At 43.5% G+C, this 15,696-nt stretch carries 18 protein-coding genes; 5 read left to right on the forward strand and 13 right to left on the reverse strand.

Going from position 1 to position 15,696, the window contains the following annotated elements; all coding sequences use genetic code 11:
* Window positions 1-7 precede the first annotated feature (7 nt).
* From atpH to DXB18_RS09050, 13 genes are all read right to left on the reverse strand, one after another.
* A complete protein-coding gene (gene atpH / locus DXB18_RS08990; RefSeq protein WP_118544258.1) occupies window positions 8-556 on the reverse strand; it encodes an ATP synthase F1 subunit delta in 549 nt (182 codons plus the stop codon).
* Window positions 544-1,059, reverse strand: a complete 516-nt coding sequence (atpF, locus tag DXB18_RS08995; protein ID WP_118544257.1) for a F0F1 ATP synthase subunit B — start codon at window positions 1,057-1,059, stop codon at window positions 544-546. The genes atpH and atpF overlap by 13 nt, the downstream gene beginning before the upstream one ends.
* 58 nt (window positions 1,060-1,117) lie before the next feature.
* Window positions 1,118-1,378 (reverse strand): ATP synthase F0 subunit C, encoded by a 261-nt coding sequence (atpE, locus tag DXB18_RS09000; RefSeq protein ID WP_118544256.1) that lies wholly within the window; start codon window positions 1,376-1,378, stop codon window positions 1,118-1,120.
* A 170-nt stretch (window positions 1,379-1,548) separates the two neighbouring features.
* Window positions 1,549-2,250 (reverse strand): F0F1 ATP synthase subunit A, encoded by a 702-nt coding sequence (gene atpB, locus DXB18_RS09005; RefSeq protein WP_118544255.1) that lies wholly within the window; start codon window positions 2,248-2,250, stop codon window positions 1,549-1,551.
* A 19-nt stretch (window positions 2,251-2,269) separates the two neighbouring features.
* Entirely contained in the window at window positions 2,270-2,734 is a 465-nt protein-coding gene (locus DXB18_RS09010) for a hypothetical protein (RefSeq protein ID WP_118544254.1), read from the reverse strand.
* Window positions 2,731-3,075 carry an AtpZ/AtpI family protein gene (locus DXB18_RS09015; RefSeq protein WP_118707427.1) on the reverse strand — a complete coding sequence of 115 codons (345 nt, stop codon included), beginning with the start codon at window positions 3,073-3,075 and terminating at the stop codon, window positions 2,731-2,733. The genes DXB18_RS09010 and DXB18_RS09015 overlap by 4 nt, the downstream gene beginning before the upstream one ends.
* A 350-nt stretch (window positions 3,076-3,425) precedes the next feature.
* Window positions 3,426-4,613: an NADP-dependent malic enzyme gene (locus DXB18_RS09020; RefSeq protein WP_118707323.1), complete on the reverse strand. Its 1,188-nt coding sequence runs from the start codon at window positions 4,611-4,613 to the stop codon at window positions 3,426-3,428.
* A gap of 173 nt (window positions 4,614-4,786) precedes the next feature.
* Window positions 4,787-6,247 (reverse strand): citrate lyase subunit alpha, encoded by a 1,461-nt coding sequence (gene citF, locus DXB18_RS09025; RefSeq protein ID WP_243103300.1) that lies wholly within the window; start codon window positions 6,245-6,247, stop codon window positions 4,787-4,789.
* The gene (locus DXB18_RS09030; RefSeq protein ID WP_118707325.1) at window positions 6,213-7,103 is read right to left on the reverse strand and encodes an aldolase/citrate lyase family protein; all 891 of its coding nucleotides are present in this window, start codon (window positions 7,101-7,103) and stop codon (window positions 6,213-6,215) included. Before DXB18_RS09030 ends, citF begins: the two co-directional genes overlap by 35 nt.
* Window positions 7,100-7,372: a citrate lyase acyl carrier protein gene (citD, locus tag DXB18_RS09035; protein WP_118707327.1), complete on the reverse strand. Its 273-nt coding sequence runs from the start codon at window positions 7,370-7,372 to the stop codon at window positions 7,100-7,102. The genes DXB18_RS09030 and citD overlap by 4 nt, the downstream gene beginning before the upstream one ends.
* A 21-nt stretch (window positions 7,373-7,393) precedes the next feature.
* Entirely contained in the window at window positions 7,394-8,014 is a 621-nt protein-coding gene (ttdB, locus tag DXB18_RS09040; protein ID WP_118707329.1) for a L(+)-tartrate dehydratase subunit beta, read from the reverse strand.
* Window positions 8,011-8,910: a L(+)-tartrate dehydratase subunit alpha gene (gene ttdA / locus DXB18_RS09045; protein ID WP_118707331.1), complete on the reverse strand. Its 900-nt coding sequence runs from the start codon at window positions 8,908-8,910 to the stop codon at window positions 8,011-8,013. The genes ttdB and ttdA overlap by 4 nt, the downstream gene beginning before the upstream one ends.
* 23 nt (window positions 8,911-8,933) lie before the next feature.
* The gene (locus DXB18_RS09050; protein WP_118707333.1) at window positions 8,934-10,238 is read right to left on the reverse strand and encodes a 2-hydroxycarboxylate transporter family protein; all 1,305 of its coding nucleotides are present in this window, start codon (window positions 10,236-10,238) and stop codon (window positions 8,934-8,936) included.
* A gap of 277 nt (window positions 10,239-10,515) precedes the next feature.
* Between DXB18_RS09050 and DXB18_RS09055 the strand changes: the two genes are divergently transcribed.
* The 5 genes from DXB18_RS09055 to DXB18_RS09075 all read left to right on the forward strand — a co-directional run bounded on the left by DXB18_RS09055 (window position 10,516) and on the right by DXB18_RS09075 (window position 15,438).
* Complete coding sequence (locus DXB18_RS09055) at window positions 10,516-11,244, forward strand: GntR family transcriptional regulator (protein WP_118707335.1); 729 nt, start codon at window positions 10,516-10,518, stop codon at window positions 11,242-11,244.
* 232 nt (window positions 11,245-11,476) lie between these two features.
* The gene (gene larA / locus DXB18_RS09060; protein ID WP_118707337.1) at window positions 11,477-12,745 is read left to right on the forward strand and encodes a nickel-dependent lactate racemase; all 1,269 of its coding nucleotides are present in this window, start codon (window positions 11,477-11,479) and stop codon (window positions 12,743-12,745) included.
* Between the two features lie 28 nt (window positions 12,746-12,773).
* Window positions 12,774-13,961, forward strand: coding sequence for a mandelate racemase/muconate lactonizing enzyme family protein (locus DXB18_RS09065; protein ID WP_118707339.1), 1,188 nt, complete (start codon window positions 12,774-12,776; stop codon window positions 13,959-13,961).
* A 35-nt stretch (window positions 13,962-13,996) separates the two neighbouring features.
* Complete coding sequence (locus tag DXB18_RS09070) at window positions 13,997-14,965, forward strand: D-2-hydroxyacid dehydrogenase (protein WP_118707341.1); 969 nt, start codon at window positions 13,997-13,999, stop codon at window positions 14,963-14,965.
* A 143-nt stretch (window positions 14,966-15,108) separates the two neighbouring features.
* On the forward strand, window positions 15,109-15,438 hold the full coding sequence (locus tag DXB18_RS09075) for a cupin domain-containing protein (RefSeq protein WP_182430525.1): 330 nt from the start codon (window positions 15,109-15,111) through the stop codon (window positions 15,436-15,438).
* The last annotated feature ends 258 nt before the right edge of the window (window positions 15,439-15,696 follow it).

The raw sequence follows: 15,696 nt of genomic DNA on the forward strand, positions 1-15,696 counted from the left end.
CGGCTTATTATGCCAGCTGAAGCGCGGATAACTCCTTCTTCAGCCCGTAAAGCCTTGTCTTAATACTGCTGTCTACCACGCGGTCACCGATGCGGATGACCATGCCTCCAAGAAGGGATGCATCTACATCGTAGTGCATTTCAAACTGCACATAGCCGGTTGTATCAAGCAGTCTTTTTTCCAAAGCGGTCTTCTGCTCATCGGAAAGCGCAACTGCGCTGGTCACATAAGCAGCTCCGATCTTTTTGAATTCTTTCACCCTCTGGATGAAATATTCCAGAATCGAGATCATCTCGTTCTGTCTGTCTTTCTCAACAATGATGCTCAAGAAGCCCATCAGCTCCTCCGCAATCTTTCCGGAAAAGACCTGATGTAATAAGGTAACCTTTTCTTCTTTTACGATCTGCGGATTTCCGAGAACGGAAAAGAGTTCCGGGTTGTCCTGTAAAATGGGGAGCAGGGCACTGGTCTCTTCGTAGAGCGTGTCCATGATCTCTTTTTCCATGGCTGTCTCAAACAATGCATCACCGTACACCTTTGAAACTAGCTTTGCCATGTATGTTCACCCATTTCCTTCAAAGTCTCATCAATCAAAGCATCCTGAATCTTTACATCGATGGAGTTTCCAACCACCTTCTCTGCCATGTAAGCAGCGATGTCTACGATCTCCTGCTTCATGTCATCGAGGGCTTTCTTCTTCTCCAGCTCGACCTCGCGGTTTGCCCGCTCAATGATTCTGGCTGCTTCGGCCTTGGCTTCATCGAGCATTTCCTCCTCACGGGCTTTGGCTTTACGCCGTGCAGTCTCCAGAATGCTCTCAGCTTCTTTGTTCACGTCTTTTAATTTTGCCTCGTACTCCGCCTTCATGGACTCTGCAGAAGCTTTATCTTCCGCAGCAGAAGCCAGTTCCCCGGCAATCTTCTGTTTTCTTTTTTCCAGCACATCGCGCACCGGATTGAAAAGCAGATAGGACAATGCAAAGAATAAAATGAAGATATTGATACCGGTCAGCACTGCATCATGCAGAAGCTGCGGATCAAATCCGATCAATCTGTCCAAGTCTTACGCCTCCTTTCGTTCGTTACTGTTCGCTACGCTCTCCGTAACGTTTCTGTTCTTATGCGCCGAACGGCTTAACGAACATCAGGATGATAGCAACAACCAGACCGTACAGACCGGTGGTCTCTGCTACTGCCTGACCAAGAAGCATGGTGGAAGTGATATCGGATTTTGCACCCGGGTTACGGCCTACTGCTGCAGCACCGTGACCAGCTGCGATACCCTGTCCTACACCAGGTCCGATACCGGCGATCATTGCCAGACCAGCGCCGATTGCGGAACAACCAAAGATAAAGTCCTGTCCTGAGATACCATTCATAGTTAAGTCCTCCTAAAATAAATTAATTGTGTCAATCCATGCCACCTCGATTCCGCTTCGCTTCATCTCGGTGTCGGGCTGCGCCCTATTCATCTGAATGTCCTCGTTCCGGCTTTGGAATGCAAGCATTCCGCGCCTGCACAAGTCCATCCATCTGAGCATGGCTTGGCTTATTCCATTTTGTCGTTGATGTATACCATGGTCAGCATACAGAATACGTATGTCTGGATCGCACCGGAGAATACATCACAGTAAACATGAAGTGCCGCCGGAATACCGATATTGGTAAAGATCGGCATCATGCCATACCATAATCCCATAATGATCACGCCTGACAGCAGGTTTGCGAACAGACGCAGGGAAATGGAAATCGGGTTCGCGATCTCACCGATTAAGTTGATCGGGAATAAGATCGGTGTTGGCTCAAACAGGCTGGTAAAATGTCTTACGCCCCTGTTCTTGATGCCCTGGTAGTTTACAATAAAGAACGTAAACATACCAAGCAGGAAAGTAACGCCATAATCTGCAGTCGGAGCACGCAGTCCCAGCAGACCGCTTAAGTTACAGAAGAGGATAAATACAAAGATCGTTCCAATGTAGTTGATGAAACGTCTTGCATTGCCTCCCAGAATTCCTGCAGTCATGCCCTGCAGTGCCTCGTACGCCATCTCCAGCACATTCTGAAACGTTCCGGGCTGGTCCGTTGCCTTTTTCAAGGTCCGGTTTGCCAGTACCGCAAGAATCAAAATCAGCGCGGTGATGATCCACATGCCTATGGTCGTTGTTGTGATCCAAAAATCCTGACCGAACAACTGGTATTTTAATACCCCGTGTATCATAAAGTCAGGCTCATTGGAAATCAGCATTCCCATTCACGGTTCCTCCTTTCTCTCATGATATCCCCGGACGGTCTTGCTCCGTGCTTTCCGCCTGGACAGAAGGCTCAGGATCTTTTCCACCGGAAATTCTGTGAATCAGTGGCTGCAGGTATGCACCTGCTTTCATGCCCATAGCGCCGATGACCGCTGCCAGAAGATCGATCTTAAGCACTTTCCAGCAGATCAGAAGTGCTGCCACAAACACAAGCTTGCGCAGCATGCTCTGCGCAACGGTATATTTGTTCGCATAGTTCTCACTTCCGCTGTCGAGTACCCGCTCGGTCGTCACCGCCATATGGATCAGCATGCAGATCGCTCCTGCTGCTCCTGCAATCAGTCCCAGGACTACCGGAATAACCGGATAGGAAACCTTGGGAAGAAGCAGAAACGAAAGAACGATCAGGACCAGATTGTAAAAAATAATCCCGGCCGACATCTCCGCAAGCAGCCGCTTTGTTGACTTACTCAGCCATCTCATTGTGATCTGCCTCCTTTGCTGTCTGACCCTGCACCTGCACCCGTAATACGGCTTGGCTGTTTCGGTTTGCTGATTCCACTGCGCTGCTGTCCGGCCTGCTGCTCACGTCTTAGACGTTCGTCCTCTTTTTGCTCCTGCAAAAGAGTATTCTTCGCCATAATCCAGCCACAGCGTCCGCCAGCCAACACCCCAAGGATCAGCATTGGTACCATGAGCTTCGTCCCAAAATGGGAATCCACCAGATAACCTGTATAAATGCACAGGAGGATTGGAGTCAGTACGCTAAGGCCAAGCTGTGTTACCATGGCAAGACTACGGAATACGCTTTTCTTATAATGCACCAACGCTCACCTCTTTCTGCATTTTTGCATGTACTACATATTATAACCAAACTTTTTGGTTTTGTCCATTATGAATAGTTGGTTCGGCAAAAAATGGTGAATCTTGCACATTGCAAACATTTCTGTCTTTTTTTTATCGAACATTTTCACAAAAACAACTGATAAAAATTGTCAAACTTGCCACTTAAAACCACATTTATACCAAAAAAACCGTCACACCCTGAAAATGTGACGGTTTTAACAGATTCTTTGCAGAAGAAATTTCTTCTTATCTTATATAGCACTTATGAGATCTTTTTGATTCTCATTTTTTCGTGATTTCTATTTCGTACGAATGAAGTTCCAAACCATTACTTTATCTCTTCATACGGAACCCGGTTGATGCCCTCTTCCACAGCAGCCTTTGCTACTGCATTCGCTACTGCCAGGGCAACTCTCTTGTCAAAGGAAGACGGAATCACATATTCTGCATTCAGTTCCTCCTCCGGAATGACGGAAGCAATCGCATGCGCTGCCGCGATCTTCATCTTCTCGGTAATGTCTTTCGCACGTACTGCAAGAACGCCCTTGAAGAGTCCCGGGAATACCAGCACATTGTTGATCTGGTTCGGATAATCAGAACGTCCGGTACCAACTACGGCTGCACCGCCTGCTTTTGCCTCATCCGGCATGATCTCCGGAACCGGGTTTGCCATGGCAAATACAATACCGTGGTTCATGGCAGCTACCATTTCTCTGGTCACCAGGTTCGGTCTGGACACACCAACAAAGATATCAGCGCCTTTTAAGGCATCAGCAAGTGTTCCATGCTCTTTATTCTTGTTGCTGATATGGGAGATTTCTTCCTGACCAGAATTTAAGTTTGCATCGCCCTCACAGATAATACCGTGGATGTCACACATGATAATATTTCCAAAGCCCATTGCAATCAGCTGCTTACCAATTGCCACACCAGCAGCACCAGCGCCATTGATGACAACACGGAGCTCGCCCATCTTCTTGCCGGTTACTTTCACTGCATTCAGAAGTGCAGCACCTACTACGATAGCAGTACCATGCTGGTCATCGTGGAAGACCGGAATGTCACAGCGCTCTTTCAGCTTTTTCTCAATCTCAAAACAACGCGGAGCTGCAATATCCTCCAGGTTGATGCCGCCAAAGCTCTTGGAGATCAGGGCAATGGTATTGACGATCGTATCCACATCCTTGGAATCCACGCACAGCGGAAATGCATCGACATCTGCAAAGGTCTTGAAAAGTGCGCATTTTCCTTCCATAACCGGCATACCTGCGGACGGTCCGATATCGCCCAGGCCCAGCACTGCGGTTCCGTCTGTGATGACAGCAACCAGATTGCCTTTACGGGTATAATCGTAAGCCTTGTCCTCATCCTCTGCGATCAGCAGGCACGGCTCTGCCACGCCCGGGGTGTAGGCGATGGACAGCTCCTCCGGAGTTGTAACCTTCGCACGGGAAATGACCTCAATTTTTCCCTTCCATTCTTTGTGTTTTTCAATTGCAAGCTGCTTCTTATCCACCAGTTTGTCCTCCTGTGTTTGTTAAATTTTCTACAATTACATTCATTTTCCCGGAACAGCTGTTATATTTCTGTCAGAATCCGTCATTCCGATTCTCGCATACACGCCTGATGACGGGCTTTTGCCGACTTCTCTGCTGTTCTGGTTTCTGATGCATTACAGCTAGTTTTATTCTAATACAAACCGGAAAACGCGTCAACTGCTGCGATTTCATCAATCTTCGTTCCATCGCGATAATAAACATCTGCTACTTTCTTTTCATGTTTTCTCACAGGAGCTGGTTTACCAGACATTCCTTCTGCTTTTTCTTTCAGTGCTCTAATATCAAAAACCGGAAGGCGGGCACTCGTAAAACGCTCAAGCAAGTCTTTTCTGTTCGGATTCACAGCAATTCCATACTGTGTCACTAATACATCTATGGTATCACCTGGTGTTGAAATGCATTGTACCCTTTCCCTGATCAGCGGGAGACGCGCCCGGATCAAAGGTGCCACGACCATTGCCATTTTAGCTCCCTGCGCTGCATCACTATGTCCACCGCTTCCTCCCATAATAACACCTTTGGAATCTGTGTGTACATTCACATTAAACGAAGTATCTACTTCCGTCGCACCAAGAATCGCCACATCCAAGCTATCTACCGTGCTGCTCTTTGCTGTAGGACTTGCATAATGAGAACAGGTAATTTCCCTATGATGAGGATTTGTTCTTAAGTCTTCCACTGCCTGCAGATCAAAACATTGCACATCCATCAGATTTTCAAACAATCCTTCATGCTGCATTTCTACCATATACCTCGTAATGCCGCCAGTGCAATAGCTGCCATGGATATTTTCTCTTTTCATGATTTCCCGCAAATAAGCGGCCGTTGCAAGAGAAGCTCCACCAGCTCCAGTCTGAAATCCAAAACCATTCTTTAAAAGTCCAGATGCAAAAATTGCCTGTGAAGCATAATCGGCAATCCGCAAAGCAACCGGATCTCTGGTTATGCTAGTTGTGCTAGATACAATTCCAGATGGATCACCAATGCAGTCAATTTTTACCACATAATCCACATATACTTCTGATACGGAAAAATCTGCCAACGGATAATCAACTAAATTATCCGTGATCACGATTACTTTATCTGCATATTGGGCATCACAAAAAATATACCCCATAGAACCACAAGCAGCAGGTCCATACTTTCCGGTAAAATTCCCCATACAGTCTGCACTGGGTGCTGCAATAAATGCCACATCAATATGTGTCTTTCCCTGCTCCAGATCACTCGGTCGTGCTCCATGCGTACAAAATACTGCTGGTTTTTCTAATTTTCCTTCAGAAACAGCGCGACCAACATCTCCACCTATATAAGGCGAAATGATCTGCGTGATCACTCCATGTTCTATCTGTTTTACGATTGGTGCATGTGCGTTATGAACCGAAGTTGCATTTAATGTCAGATCATGGAATCCCATATTTTCAAGGGTCTGACAAACCAGATTCATTACTTTATCGCCATTGCGTAAATGATGATGACAGGAAAAAGTCATTCCATCTTTCAAGCCAGATGCACGAATCGCTTCTTCCAGTGTTTCTATCATTTTTCCCTTCATCTTATCTTCCTCCGCCTTCACTAAAGCCACTTCCATAAATTGCTTCCGCAGCTTCCAGCACCAGTCTTGCACGTGCCACAATCGGTGCATCAATCATTTTTCCATTTAATGAAACTGCTCCTTTACCTTGACGCTTTGCCTCTTCCAACGCTTCAAAAACATCCTGTGCATGGCGGATTTCCAGTTCTGATGGACTAAAAACGCGATTTACTATTTCTACATGGCGTGGAGAAATTACTGCTTTCCCAGTGAAACCAAGACTTTTTGCAAACATTGCGTCAGCCTCAAGACCTTCCAGATCATCTACTGCCGTAAACGGAGTATCGTATGCTTCAATTCCAGCTGCGCGTGCCGCACAAACAAGCCTGGATCGACTATAAAAAATTTCATCTCCTTTTTTTGTTCGTTTGCAGCGAAGATCTGCCGTAAGATCTTCTGCTCCAAGATATAATGCCTCCATGCGCGGATCGGCTGTAGCAATCTGGTATGCATTTTCAATTCCCAATGTCGTTTCCAGCAATGGGATTAACCGGATCCCACCAATGGGCAATCCATTTTTTCCCTCCACCTCTGCCATTTTAGCTGACAGTGTTTTTATATAATCTGCACCGCTCACTTTTGTCGGCATGATCATATCTGGTTTCAATGGCACGATCGTCTCAACATCTTTTTCCCAATAAGGAGTGTCTAATGCATTGATACGCACGATCACTTCACATCCTTCAAAATTTCCATTTTTCAGGACGTTGCGTACCAAGATCCGCGCTGCATCTTTTTGTTCTGGCGAAACTGCATCTTCCAAGTCAAAAATAATACTGTCCGCCCCCAGTACTGCTCCGTTTAATACCATATTCGGGGAATTTCCTGGCAAAAACAACATTGTCCGTCTCATGCTTCCACCTCCCCACTGCGTAATACTGCCGTTTCAACCCGCGCACTAAGTACACAGTCTAATGCTCCATGATCTACCACTTTTATATAAATATCCTCAACCCCCAGATCATCGAGCATCTTTTTTATCACATGCTCCATTTGATCTCCATATTCTGCTTTTACCACTGACTGGAGTTCAATCTCACGCCCATTCTTACTGGGTTCAACAAAAACCATTGCATCGCTGGATTCCATGGTTCCAGCCACAGCATTTTTTATAATTTTCATACGGAACCTCTTCTGAACAGTCTACTGCACTTCTATTTTCTGATAATCTTTGACACTTTCTATGATCGGCTTTTCACATGCTTCCTTTTGAGATGCATAATAAGCCTTATTATCGAGAAACAGGTTATTTCCTTCTGTATCGATAGAAACAATCAGCGGCCCAAACTCTTTGACCTTCATAACCCAAAGGCACTCCGGCATTCCGAGTTCTCTCCAATATACATCTTCAATCTCTTCAACCATGGTAGCTGCAAGAACTGCACATCCACCAGGGAACACACAGTGGATCGCGTTTAATTCCTTACATGCCTTTGCTGTTTTTTCACCCATTCCGCCTTTACCAACCATGATTCTTACGCCGGTCTCTTTTATAAATTCTGCAGCGTCTGCCTCCATACGGATAGAAGATGTTGGACCTATCGAGATCATTTCATTATGTTCCGGACTTTCCTTAATAATGGGACCTGCATGAAAGATTGCAATATTTTTAAAGTCAACCGGACATTTCATATGTTCATGTACTACCCGGTGATGCACATCATCTCTTCCAGTTACCAGACAGCCTGTCAGATAAATGATATCTCCAATTCTAAGATCTTTAATGTCTTCTGCTGTAACTGGTGTTGTCAGGATTTTCTTCATAAGGTCACCCCCTTGTGGCTTAAAATTTCATAGGACATATCATTTTTAAAACGAATCACACTGCGGCGATGTGCATAACATGCCACATTTACACCAACTGCAATTGTTGCCGTATGCCGCGCACTGGATTCAATATGGACTTCCATTGCTGCATGCTTTCCTCGAAGCCCTTGTGCGCCAATCCCCAGTTTATTTAATCCTTCTAAAAGATCCTCTTCCAGTTTTGCTCCCTTTGGATGCGGATGATGTGTTCCTAACGGCCGAAGATATGCTTTTTTCGAAAGCATGGCTGCATTTTCCATATTATGCCCCAGTCCTACTCCTACAATCAATGGCGGACACGCATTAATGCCAAGATCCGATACCGTATCAAACACATATTTTACAATTGCAGCATAACCATCCGATGGTTTGAATACCTGACTGCGTCCAGGAAGACAGCACCCCCCTCCTGCAAAGTAGCAGATAATCTCCATTTCATCACCACCAGGTTCAATATCCCAATGGATCCAAGGCATTCTTTCTCCTGTATTATCTTCTGTATTTCTCTCCTCAAAATAATTTACTGTATTCTGACGTAACGGTACACTATAAGTTGCACGATGTGTTGCTTCACGCAAAGCATCTTCCACCATATCCATATGTTTAAACTCACTGCCAACAGTAATATAGAAATGAAGCAATCCGGTATCTTGGCAGCACGGTCTGTCCAGTTCCTCTGCCTTTTTCAAATTAGTAAAATACGCATCATATAAAACTTTCTGAATCGGATCGTCTTCCGTTTCCCTCAATGCTTTTAATTTTTCGTATACATCATCCGGAAGCCTTTTACAGCTCATAGCCATAAATTTTTCCATAATTTCTATAAACTGCTCTTTTGTCTTGTTGTCCGTCATTTATCAATACCTCCTCTCACCTTTTACAATCCTGCACCAATGATCAATGGCAAAATACTTGCCAACAAAATAATGATCGCACCACCAATACGAGATGATATCTGTGCAAATGGCATGAGTTCCATTCTATTCGCTGCACCTAATGTTGCAATATCTCCGCTACCGCCCATATTTGCCATGCAGAGACCTGCTGTGATTGCAGATTCAATCGGATAAAATCCAAGAAGTTTTCCAACAAACCAAGATCCTACAATTGCTCCAATTACTGTAAGTAATGTCAAAATAAGATAAATCGCACTCATGTTGGCAATTACAACACCAAGATCCGTATATACATAACCGATTGCAAAATATACTGCTGGTCCTGCACCTACCTTCATCATGAATTTATACCACTGACTTAAATCTGCCTGCAGATCTTCCGGTATAATATCGAAAATCTTGCATACTGCACATGCAATAATCGTCCATGCATAATAATGAATACCAGGCACTGCCTTTGCCAGTAGCCTTCCAATCAAGAAATAGCATCCAGTGATCACAAATCCTCGTCCGAGTGCTTCAATGGTGATCGGATCATTATCAAAATTTCTTTCCTGTAGTGTAAAGCCTTTCATTAACACACCGTTTCCCGTCGTGCTCGGGAATTTTTTACCTACACTATTCAATACACCAGCTGCAATAACTGCCAATGCATTACCAATAACAACTGCAGGCATTAAAAGTGACAGATAATACTCACTTCCCTGGCTCATAAGGTTTCCATATGTTTCAGATGTAGGTACAGCGCCTGCACTGGTGCCACCACCCATGATCGGCAAAGATACAAACAAAATTGCCTGACGCCATCCATAGCCAGAAATTGCTCCTGCAATTCCTGTTAACGTAAATGCTGCAACAATACCACCAATAACAGGGAGAAAATAACGGATACCTGCTTTGATCAATAATTTTCGATCCATTGTAAGAATACTTCCGCAGATCAATCCAGCCACAACCCAGCCGATATAATCCATATCCTTTACAAATGAAGTAAGCATCTTGGTCGTACCCTCTGGAAGAATTCCCAGATAAGCAATGATCGCTGCTCCAAAAATTGCAACAAATCCGCCACCACCAAGATAAGTCTTTACAAAAGGTGTATTATCACCGATCTTGACCAGTAACAGTCCCAAAATGGAACACAATGTAAATCCCCCCAAAAATCCAGGCGCATTCACATTAAAGAACTGCCCTACGATCACCAGTACCAACATGATTGCAAAATACCCTGCCGGAATATATCCGAACATACACGTTTGCCAAAATGATTTTTTATTTTCGCTCATAATGTAATCCCCTTTTTTGATAAGAAACAAAACATATTTGCAATTTGTTTTTGTGGATAACGTCCGGCAACGCCCCACTATTGGTCTGACCACATTGTATTTTCAAGATACCTCATTCCGTTTCACTTGTCAATACCATTTTTTTAAAATTGATCATACCAAAATTCTTTTCTGTTTCTCTTCATGTTTTTATTTCTTATAATCCAGTTTTCTTTGCAAATGCATTTTCCATATGTTATACTGATCTTATAACGAATAACAGGAAAGAGGAATCCCAATGTCAGCTACCGGTCAAAAAGTCTTGATTTATGAACAGACAGTTCAAAACATTTTAAAACTTGTAAAAGAAAGGAATCTAACCACCGGAGATAAACTTCCACCAGAGCGAGAACTTGCCGCTTTGTTAGGAGTGAGTCGCAGTTGTGTCCGTGAAGCCCTTCAAATACTGGCCGCTAATGATTATTTAAAAATAAAACGCAGCAGTGGTATTTATATTAATCTCCCAGAAATTCCAGCCGACATTTCATCTCTCAAAAGCGTTGAAGATAAGCTCAATCTTCAGGATATACAAAAGCTTCTGGAAACACGAATTCTTCTGGAAACATATGCAATCAAACAAACTGCTATGATAATTACAGAAGAACAACTTCAACAACTCTATGACATTGAAAATGAAGCATATCAAAGCATGATAGATGCGTCTCAAAAAGGAGGCAAACCATTCGGACACCCAAGTATTGTTCTGGAACATATGTTGGTTCAAATTCAGTCCAACCAATATATCACCGATTTTCACCGACGTATCTGTACCATCTGGCGCGAATACCTTGATAACAATGAGTTTGTTACCATGCCACCAGCCAAACGCCATCGCGATCATCTTGCAATTTTAAGAGCAGTAAGCGAAAACAATCCTTCACGAATCGAACGGTATGTTTCCATGCATTTACGTGACACCTATGACAGTATCTCTCTCCTAATCAACGAAATCGACTCAAAGCAATAATTCTTTTTAATAAATTGGTATTACCTATTTTACTATTTAGTATTTTTGGTCGTACCAATTTATTTATTTTTTACAATTTTTCACGTGTTATTTCGGTATTTCTGCCCGTTTACTTTTCTCGATTCTTCCCTCATAATAAAGGACAAGAAACTTTCTGTTTCCAGTACAGACCCGGCAGTCTGTGCGATTCCGGCATGTAACCATTCACAATGTGTAAAAAAGGAATCCATTTATGCAAATGTTACGTCTACCTTACGGTGACGGATATCAGACTGCCGAGATCGACGATTCTATAAAAATTCAAATGATCGATCCTCCTATTCATCCCGTCACAAAATCTTTAGAAGAGTTATTAGAATACGCCATGGAACATCCATATGGCACACCTACCTTGGAGAATTTGGCCAAACCCAATGATACGGTCGTAATTGTTATGAACGATCATACGCGTCCCGGTCCTAATCCGCTAATTCTTTCTGCTATCATGAAACGATTAGAGCACGCCGGAATTCCCGATGAAAATATTACCATTCTTTTTGCAACAGGAAGTCATCGTGCCCCTACTCCTGAAGAAGCAATTCGTATTATGGGAGAAGAATATTACCATCGGTTAAAATCCGTTGCACACAATTGTAAAGATGATGATGCAATGGTTTGTATCGGTAACACAAGTGAAGGTGTTCCGGTTTATGTAAATCGTTTAATCACGGAATGTAGCTTGTTAATCACAACCGGTCTTGTGGCTCCTATTCATACAGCCGGCTACAGTGGTGGTCGCAAAAGTATTTTGCCAGGTGTTGCCGGTTTGAAAACCTTGCATATTCATCATTCTTTCCCGGTTTACCAGTACGAACCTGCTATGGGATTTATTTATGGAAATCCATTTCATGAAATTGCTTTAAACGCAGCCCGCAAAGCAAATGTTCGTTTTATTGTAAATGCTGTACAAGATCCACATAAACAATTTTTCAATTTTGTAGCGGGTGATCTAGCAGAGGCACATGCTGCTGGTGTTGCCATGTGCAAAGAAGTAAGTGAAATTTCTATTGAAGAACGAGGCGATATCATTATCGCAAGTCCTGGCGGATTTCCACGTGATATTGATTTATATCAATCACAAAAGGCACTTTCTGTTGCTGAATTACTTGGTAACGAAAACTGTACTTTCATCATTGTTGCTGAATGTCGGGATGGCTTTGGAGAAAAGACATTTCATCAATGGATGGTTGAATGCCCAACTATCCAAAGTATTATTGACCGTTACGCAAAAGAAGGATTCAATGTTGGAAATAACAAAGCTTTCAACTATGCTAGAGCATTAAAAAAAGGACGCGTTATTATAGTGACTGACAAAATCAGTAAAAATGAATTGGAAGAAGCAAAACTAGAAAGTGCCGCAACACTTCAAAAAGCAATCGAGATGAGTCTCTCCAAACACCCTGCTAACATTATCACAGTTCTACCACAAGCAGCTAATATTATTCCTGTATTAAAAAAATAACAAATTCAAAATATAAGGAGGACGGCAAATGAAAATTACCGATATTAAAGTCATCTTAGTCAATAGTTTCATGTATGTAAAAGTATTCACAGATGAAGGTATTGAAGGAATCGGTGAATCTGGCGCCTGGGGTTTTTTGCCCGCAAGCGCAGAAGCTGTAGAATCATTTAAAACATATCTCATTGGTCAAGATCCTTTACAGATCGAACATCATTGGCAATACATGTATCGCTGCTTTCATTTTCGAGGTGCCGCCGTTATGGGTGCAATCAGCGCAATTGATATTGCACTCTGGGATATTGCCGGAAAATATTTCGAAGTTCCAGTCTACCAACTTTTAGGCGGCAAGTGTCGGGATAAAATCCGCACTTATTATCATGTCAGTGGTTCTACAACCGAAGAACTGGTGCAAAATGTGGTAAAAGCAAAAGAAGCTGGATATAACGCAGTCGGTCATCTTTCTCCATTTCTGGATGAACCGCGTAGTCTGCGATATCATGACAGTTATAGCCGTATGATCCACGACGCTGTAGAACGCGTACGTTTAATGCGTGAAGCCGTTGGAGACGATATGGACTTCTGTCTTGAGCTTCATCGCCGTATGAAACCTGGTGAAGCAATCGCATTTGCTAAGCAAGTTGAAAAGTATACGCCATTCTTCTTAGAAGATCCTACTACACCGGACAATTTTGATTCTATGGCGCTAATCACATCCAAAAGCAACGTTCCAATTGCAACTGGAGAACGCATCCATACTGTTCATGAATTTGAAATGCTTCTATCGCGTAATGCCATGTCTTATGTACGCACCAGCGTCTGCCTCTGTGGCGGTATTTCTGGTACTAAAAAAATTGCTGCAATCGCAGAAGCACATAACGCTATGATTGTTCCTCACAACCCATTAAGTCCAGTAAGTACAGCTGCATGCCTGCAAATTGCTGCATCTACTGAAAATTTTGCCATTCAAGAACTCCCTGATCACACTGGCATTGCTGCTTCGGAGCGTTACACCAGTACCAACATTATGGATCAGCATTCCTTTAGTCAAAAAGATCTCGTCACTTGGATTCCTACTGTAGAAAAAGGTTATGCATTACTCCCGGAAGGTCCTGGCATCGGTGTATCCCTTCAACCTGATATCGAGACCAAGTTCCCGTTTAAACGACGTACTATCAATACCCGCCTTCATGAAGACGGATCCATTGTAGATCAGTAATTATTATACCTACAACCAAAGGAGAATAATATATTATGAAAATTGTAATTCTTGATGGATACACAGAAAACCCTGGAGATTTGAGTTGGGCACCACTTCAGGAACTTGGTGAGCTGACTGTTTATGATCGAACAAGCCTAACCGATGAAGCAGAAATTCAGAAGCGTATCGGAGACGCTGAAGCTATTTACACCAACAAGACTCCCATTAGTTCCGCTACTCTCAAAAAGGCTGCTGGTACACTGAAATTTATTGGTGTACTGGCAACCGGTTATAATGTCGTGGACACAGACACTGCAAAGGAACTTGGCATTACTGTCTGCAATATTCCGACCTATGGTACTGCTGCAGTTGGACAGTTCGCCATCGCTCTCCTCTTAGAAATTTGTCATCATATCGGACATCACAATGACGCTGTACATGACGGACGTTGGAATAAATGTCCTGACTGGTGTTTCTGGGATTATCCACTCATTGAACTTGAAAACAAGACTATGGGCATTATCGGTTTTGGGCGAATTGGGCAAAGGACCGGGCAGATTGCCGCTGCGCTTGGTATGAACGTGATTGCGTACGATGAATATCCTTCTGAATCAGGGCATGCCATTGCGAAATACGTGGACCTAGACACGCTCCTTTCTTCCTCTGATGTAATTGCACTGCACTGTCCTCTTTTCCCTTCTACCAAAGGGATTATCAACAAAGATTCTATTCATAAGATGAAAGATGGAGTCATCATTATCAATAACAGTCGTGGCCCTCTCATTGTTGAAGAGGATTTAACCGCTGCCCTTCAGTCTGGAAAAGTAGCTGCAGCAGGTTTGGACGTCGTATCTACGGAACCGATCCGTGCTGATAATCCGCTTTTAAATGCTCCAAACTGTATCATTACTCCGCATATTTCATGGGCTCCAGCAGAAAGTCGCCAGCGCCTTATGGACACTGCTATCGAAAACCTGCGCTGCTTTTTAAATGGCACTCCAATCAATGTCGTAAATTCATAGCATAATATTTAAAAATCCGTTGTTTGGGCAATTTTGTTGCCTGGACAACGGATTTTTTTGATCTCTGCGTTTATAATAAAATCTATATAACTGCGAAACCACTTAACAGTTATGACTAGATTTTACTTAGGAGGTTTATCATCATGAGCTTTATCAAAAATATCGACAAGTCCCAGGTTCTCACATTAAAAGATGAGGTTTCCTACCAGAAAGGTCAGGTCGTCAGCAAGACCCTCGCCCAGAACGATGCCTTAAGCGTTACCCTCTTCGCGTTCGACAAGGACGAGGAGATCAGCACCCACGAATCCGGCGGTGACGCATTCGTGACCTGCTTAGACGGCGTTGGCCGCATCACCATCGACGGCAAAGCATATGAACTGCACGAAGGGGAATCCATCATTATGCCGGCAAAGCATCCGCATGCCGTGTATGGACAGGATCAGTTTAAGATGCTGCTGGTTGTGGTATTTTAGTTGTTGAGAAAAAAAGATTCAACTGGAAACAAAACAAGACTTGCCCAAACAAGCGGTCCTATTGTATACTTGGTCTCAGCTGCGGTCATTTCAAGGACCGCGCAGTGCGGCTGTCTTGCCGGATAATATGAGAAAAAGTTTTAAGTTTATAAGATACCCAGAAGGGAGTCGCATGAAAGGTCCAAAGACCCGGAATGCGGCTTCCTTTGTTTTATTTCTGACAAACTTTTAGAAAACCTAAAAAATTTTTAGTTTTCG

This window comes from Clostridium sp. OM02-18AC (genome assembly GCF_003481825.1).
GTDB lineage: Bacteria > Bacillota > Clostridia > Lachnospirales > Lachnospiraceae > Brotaphodocola.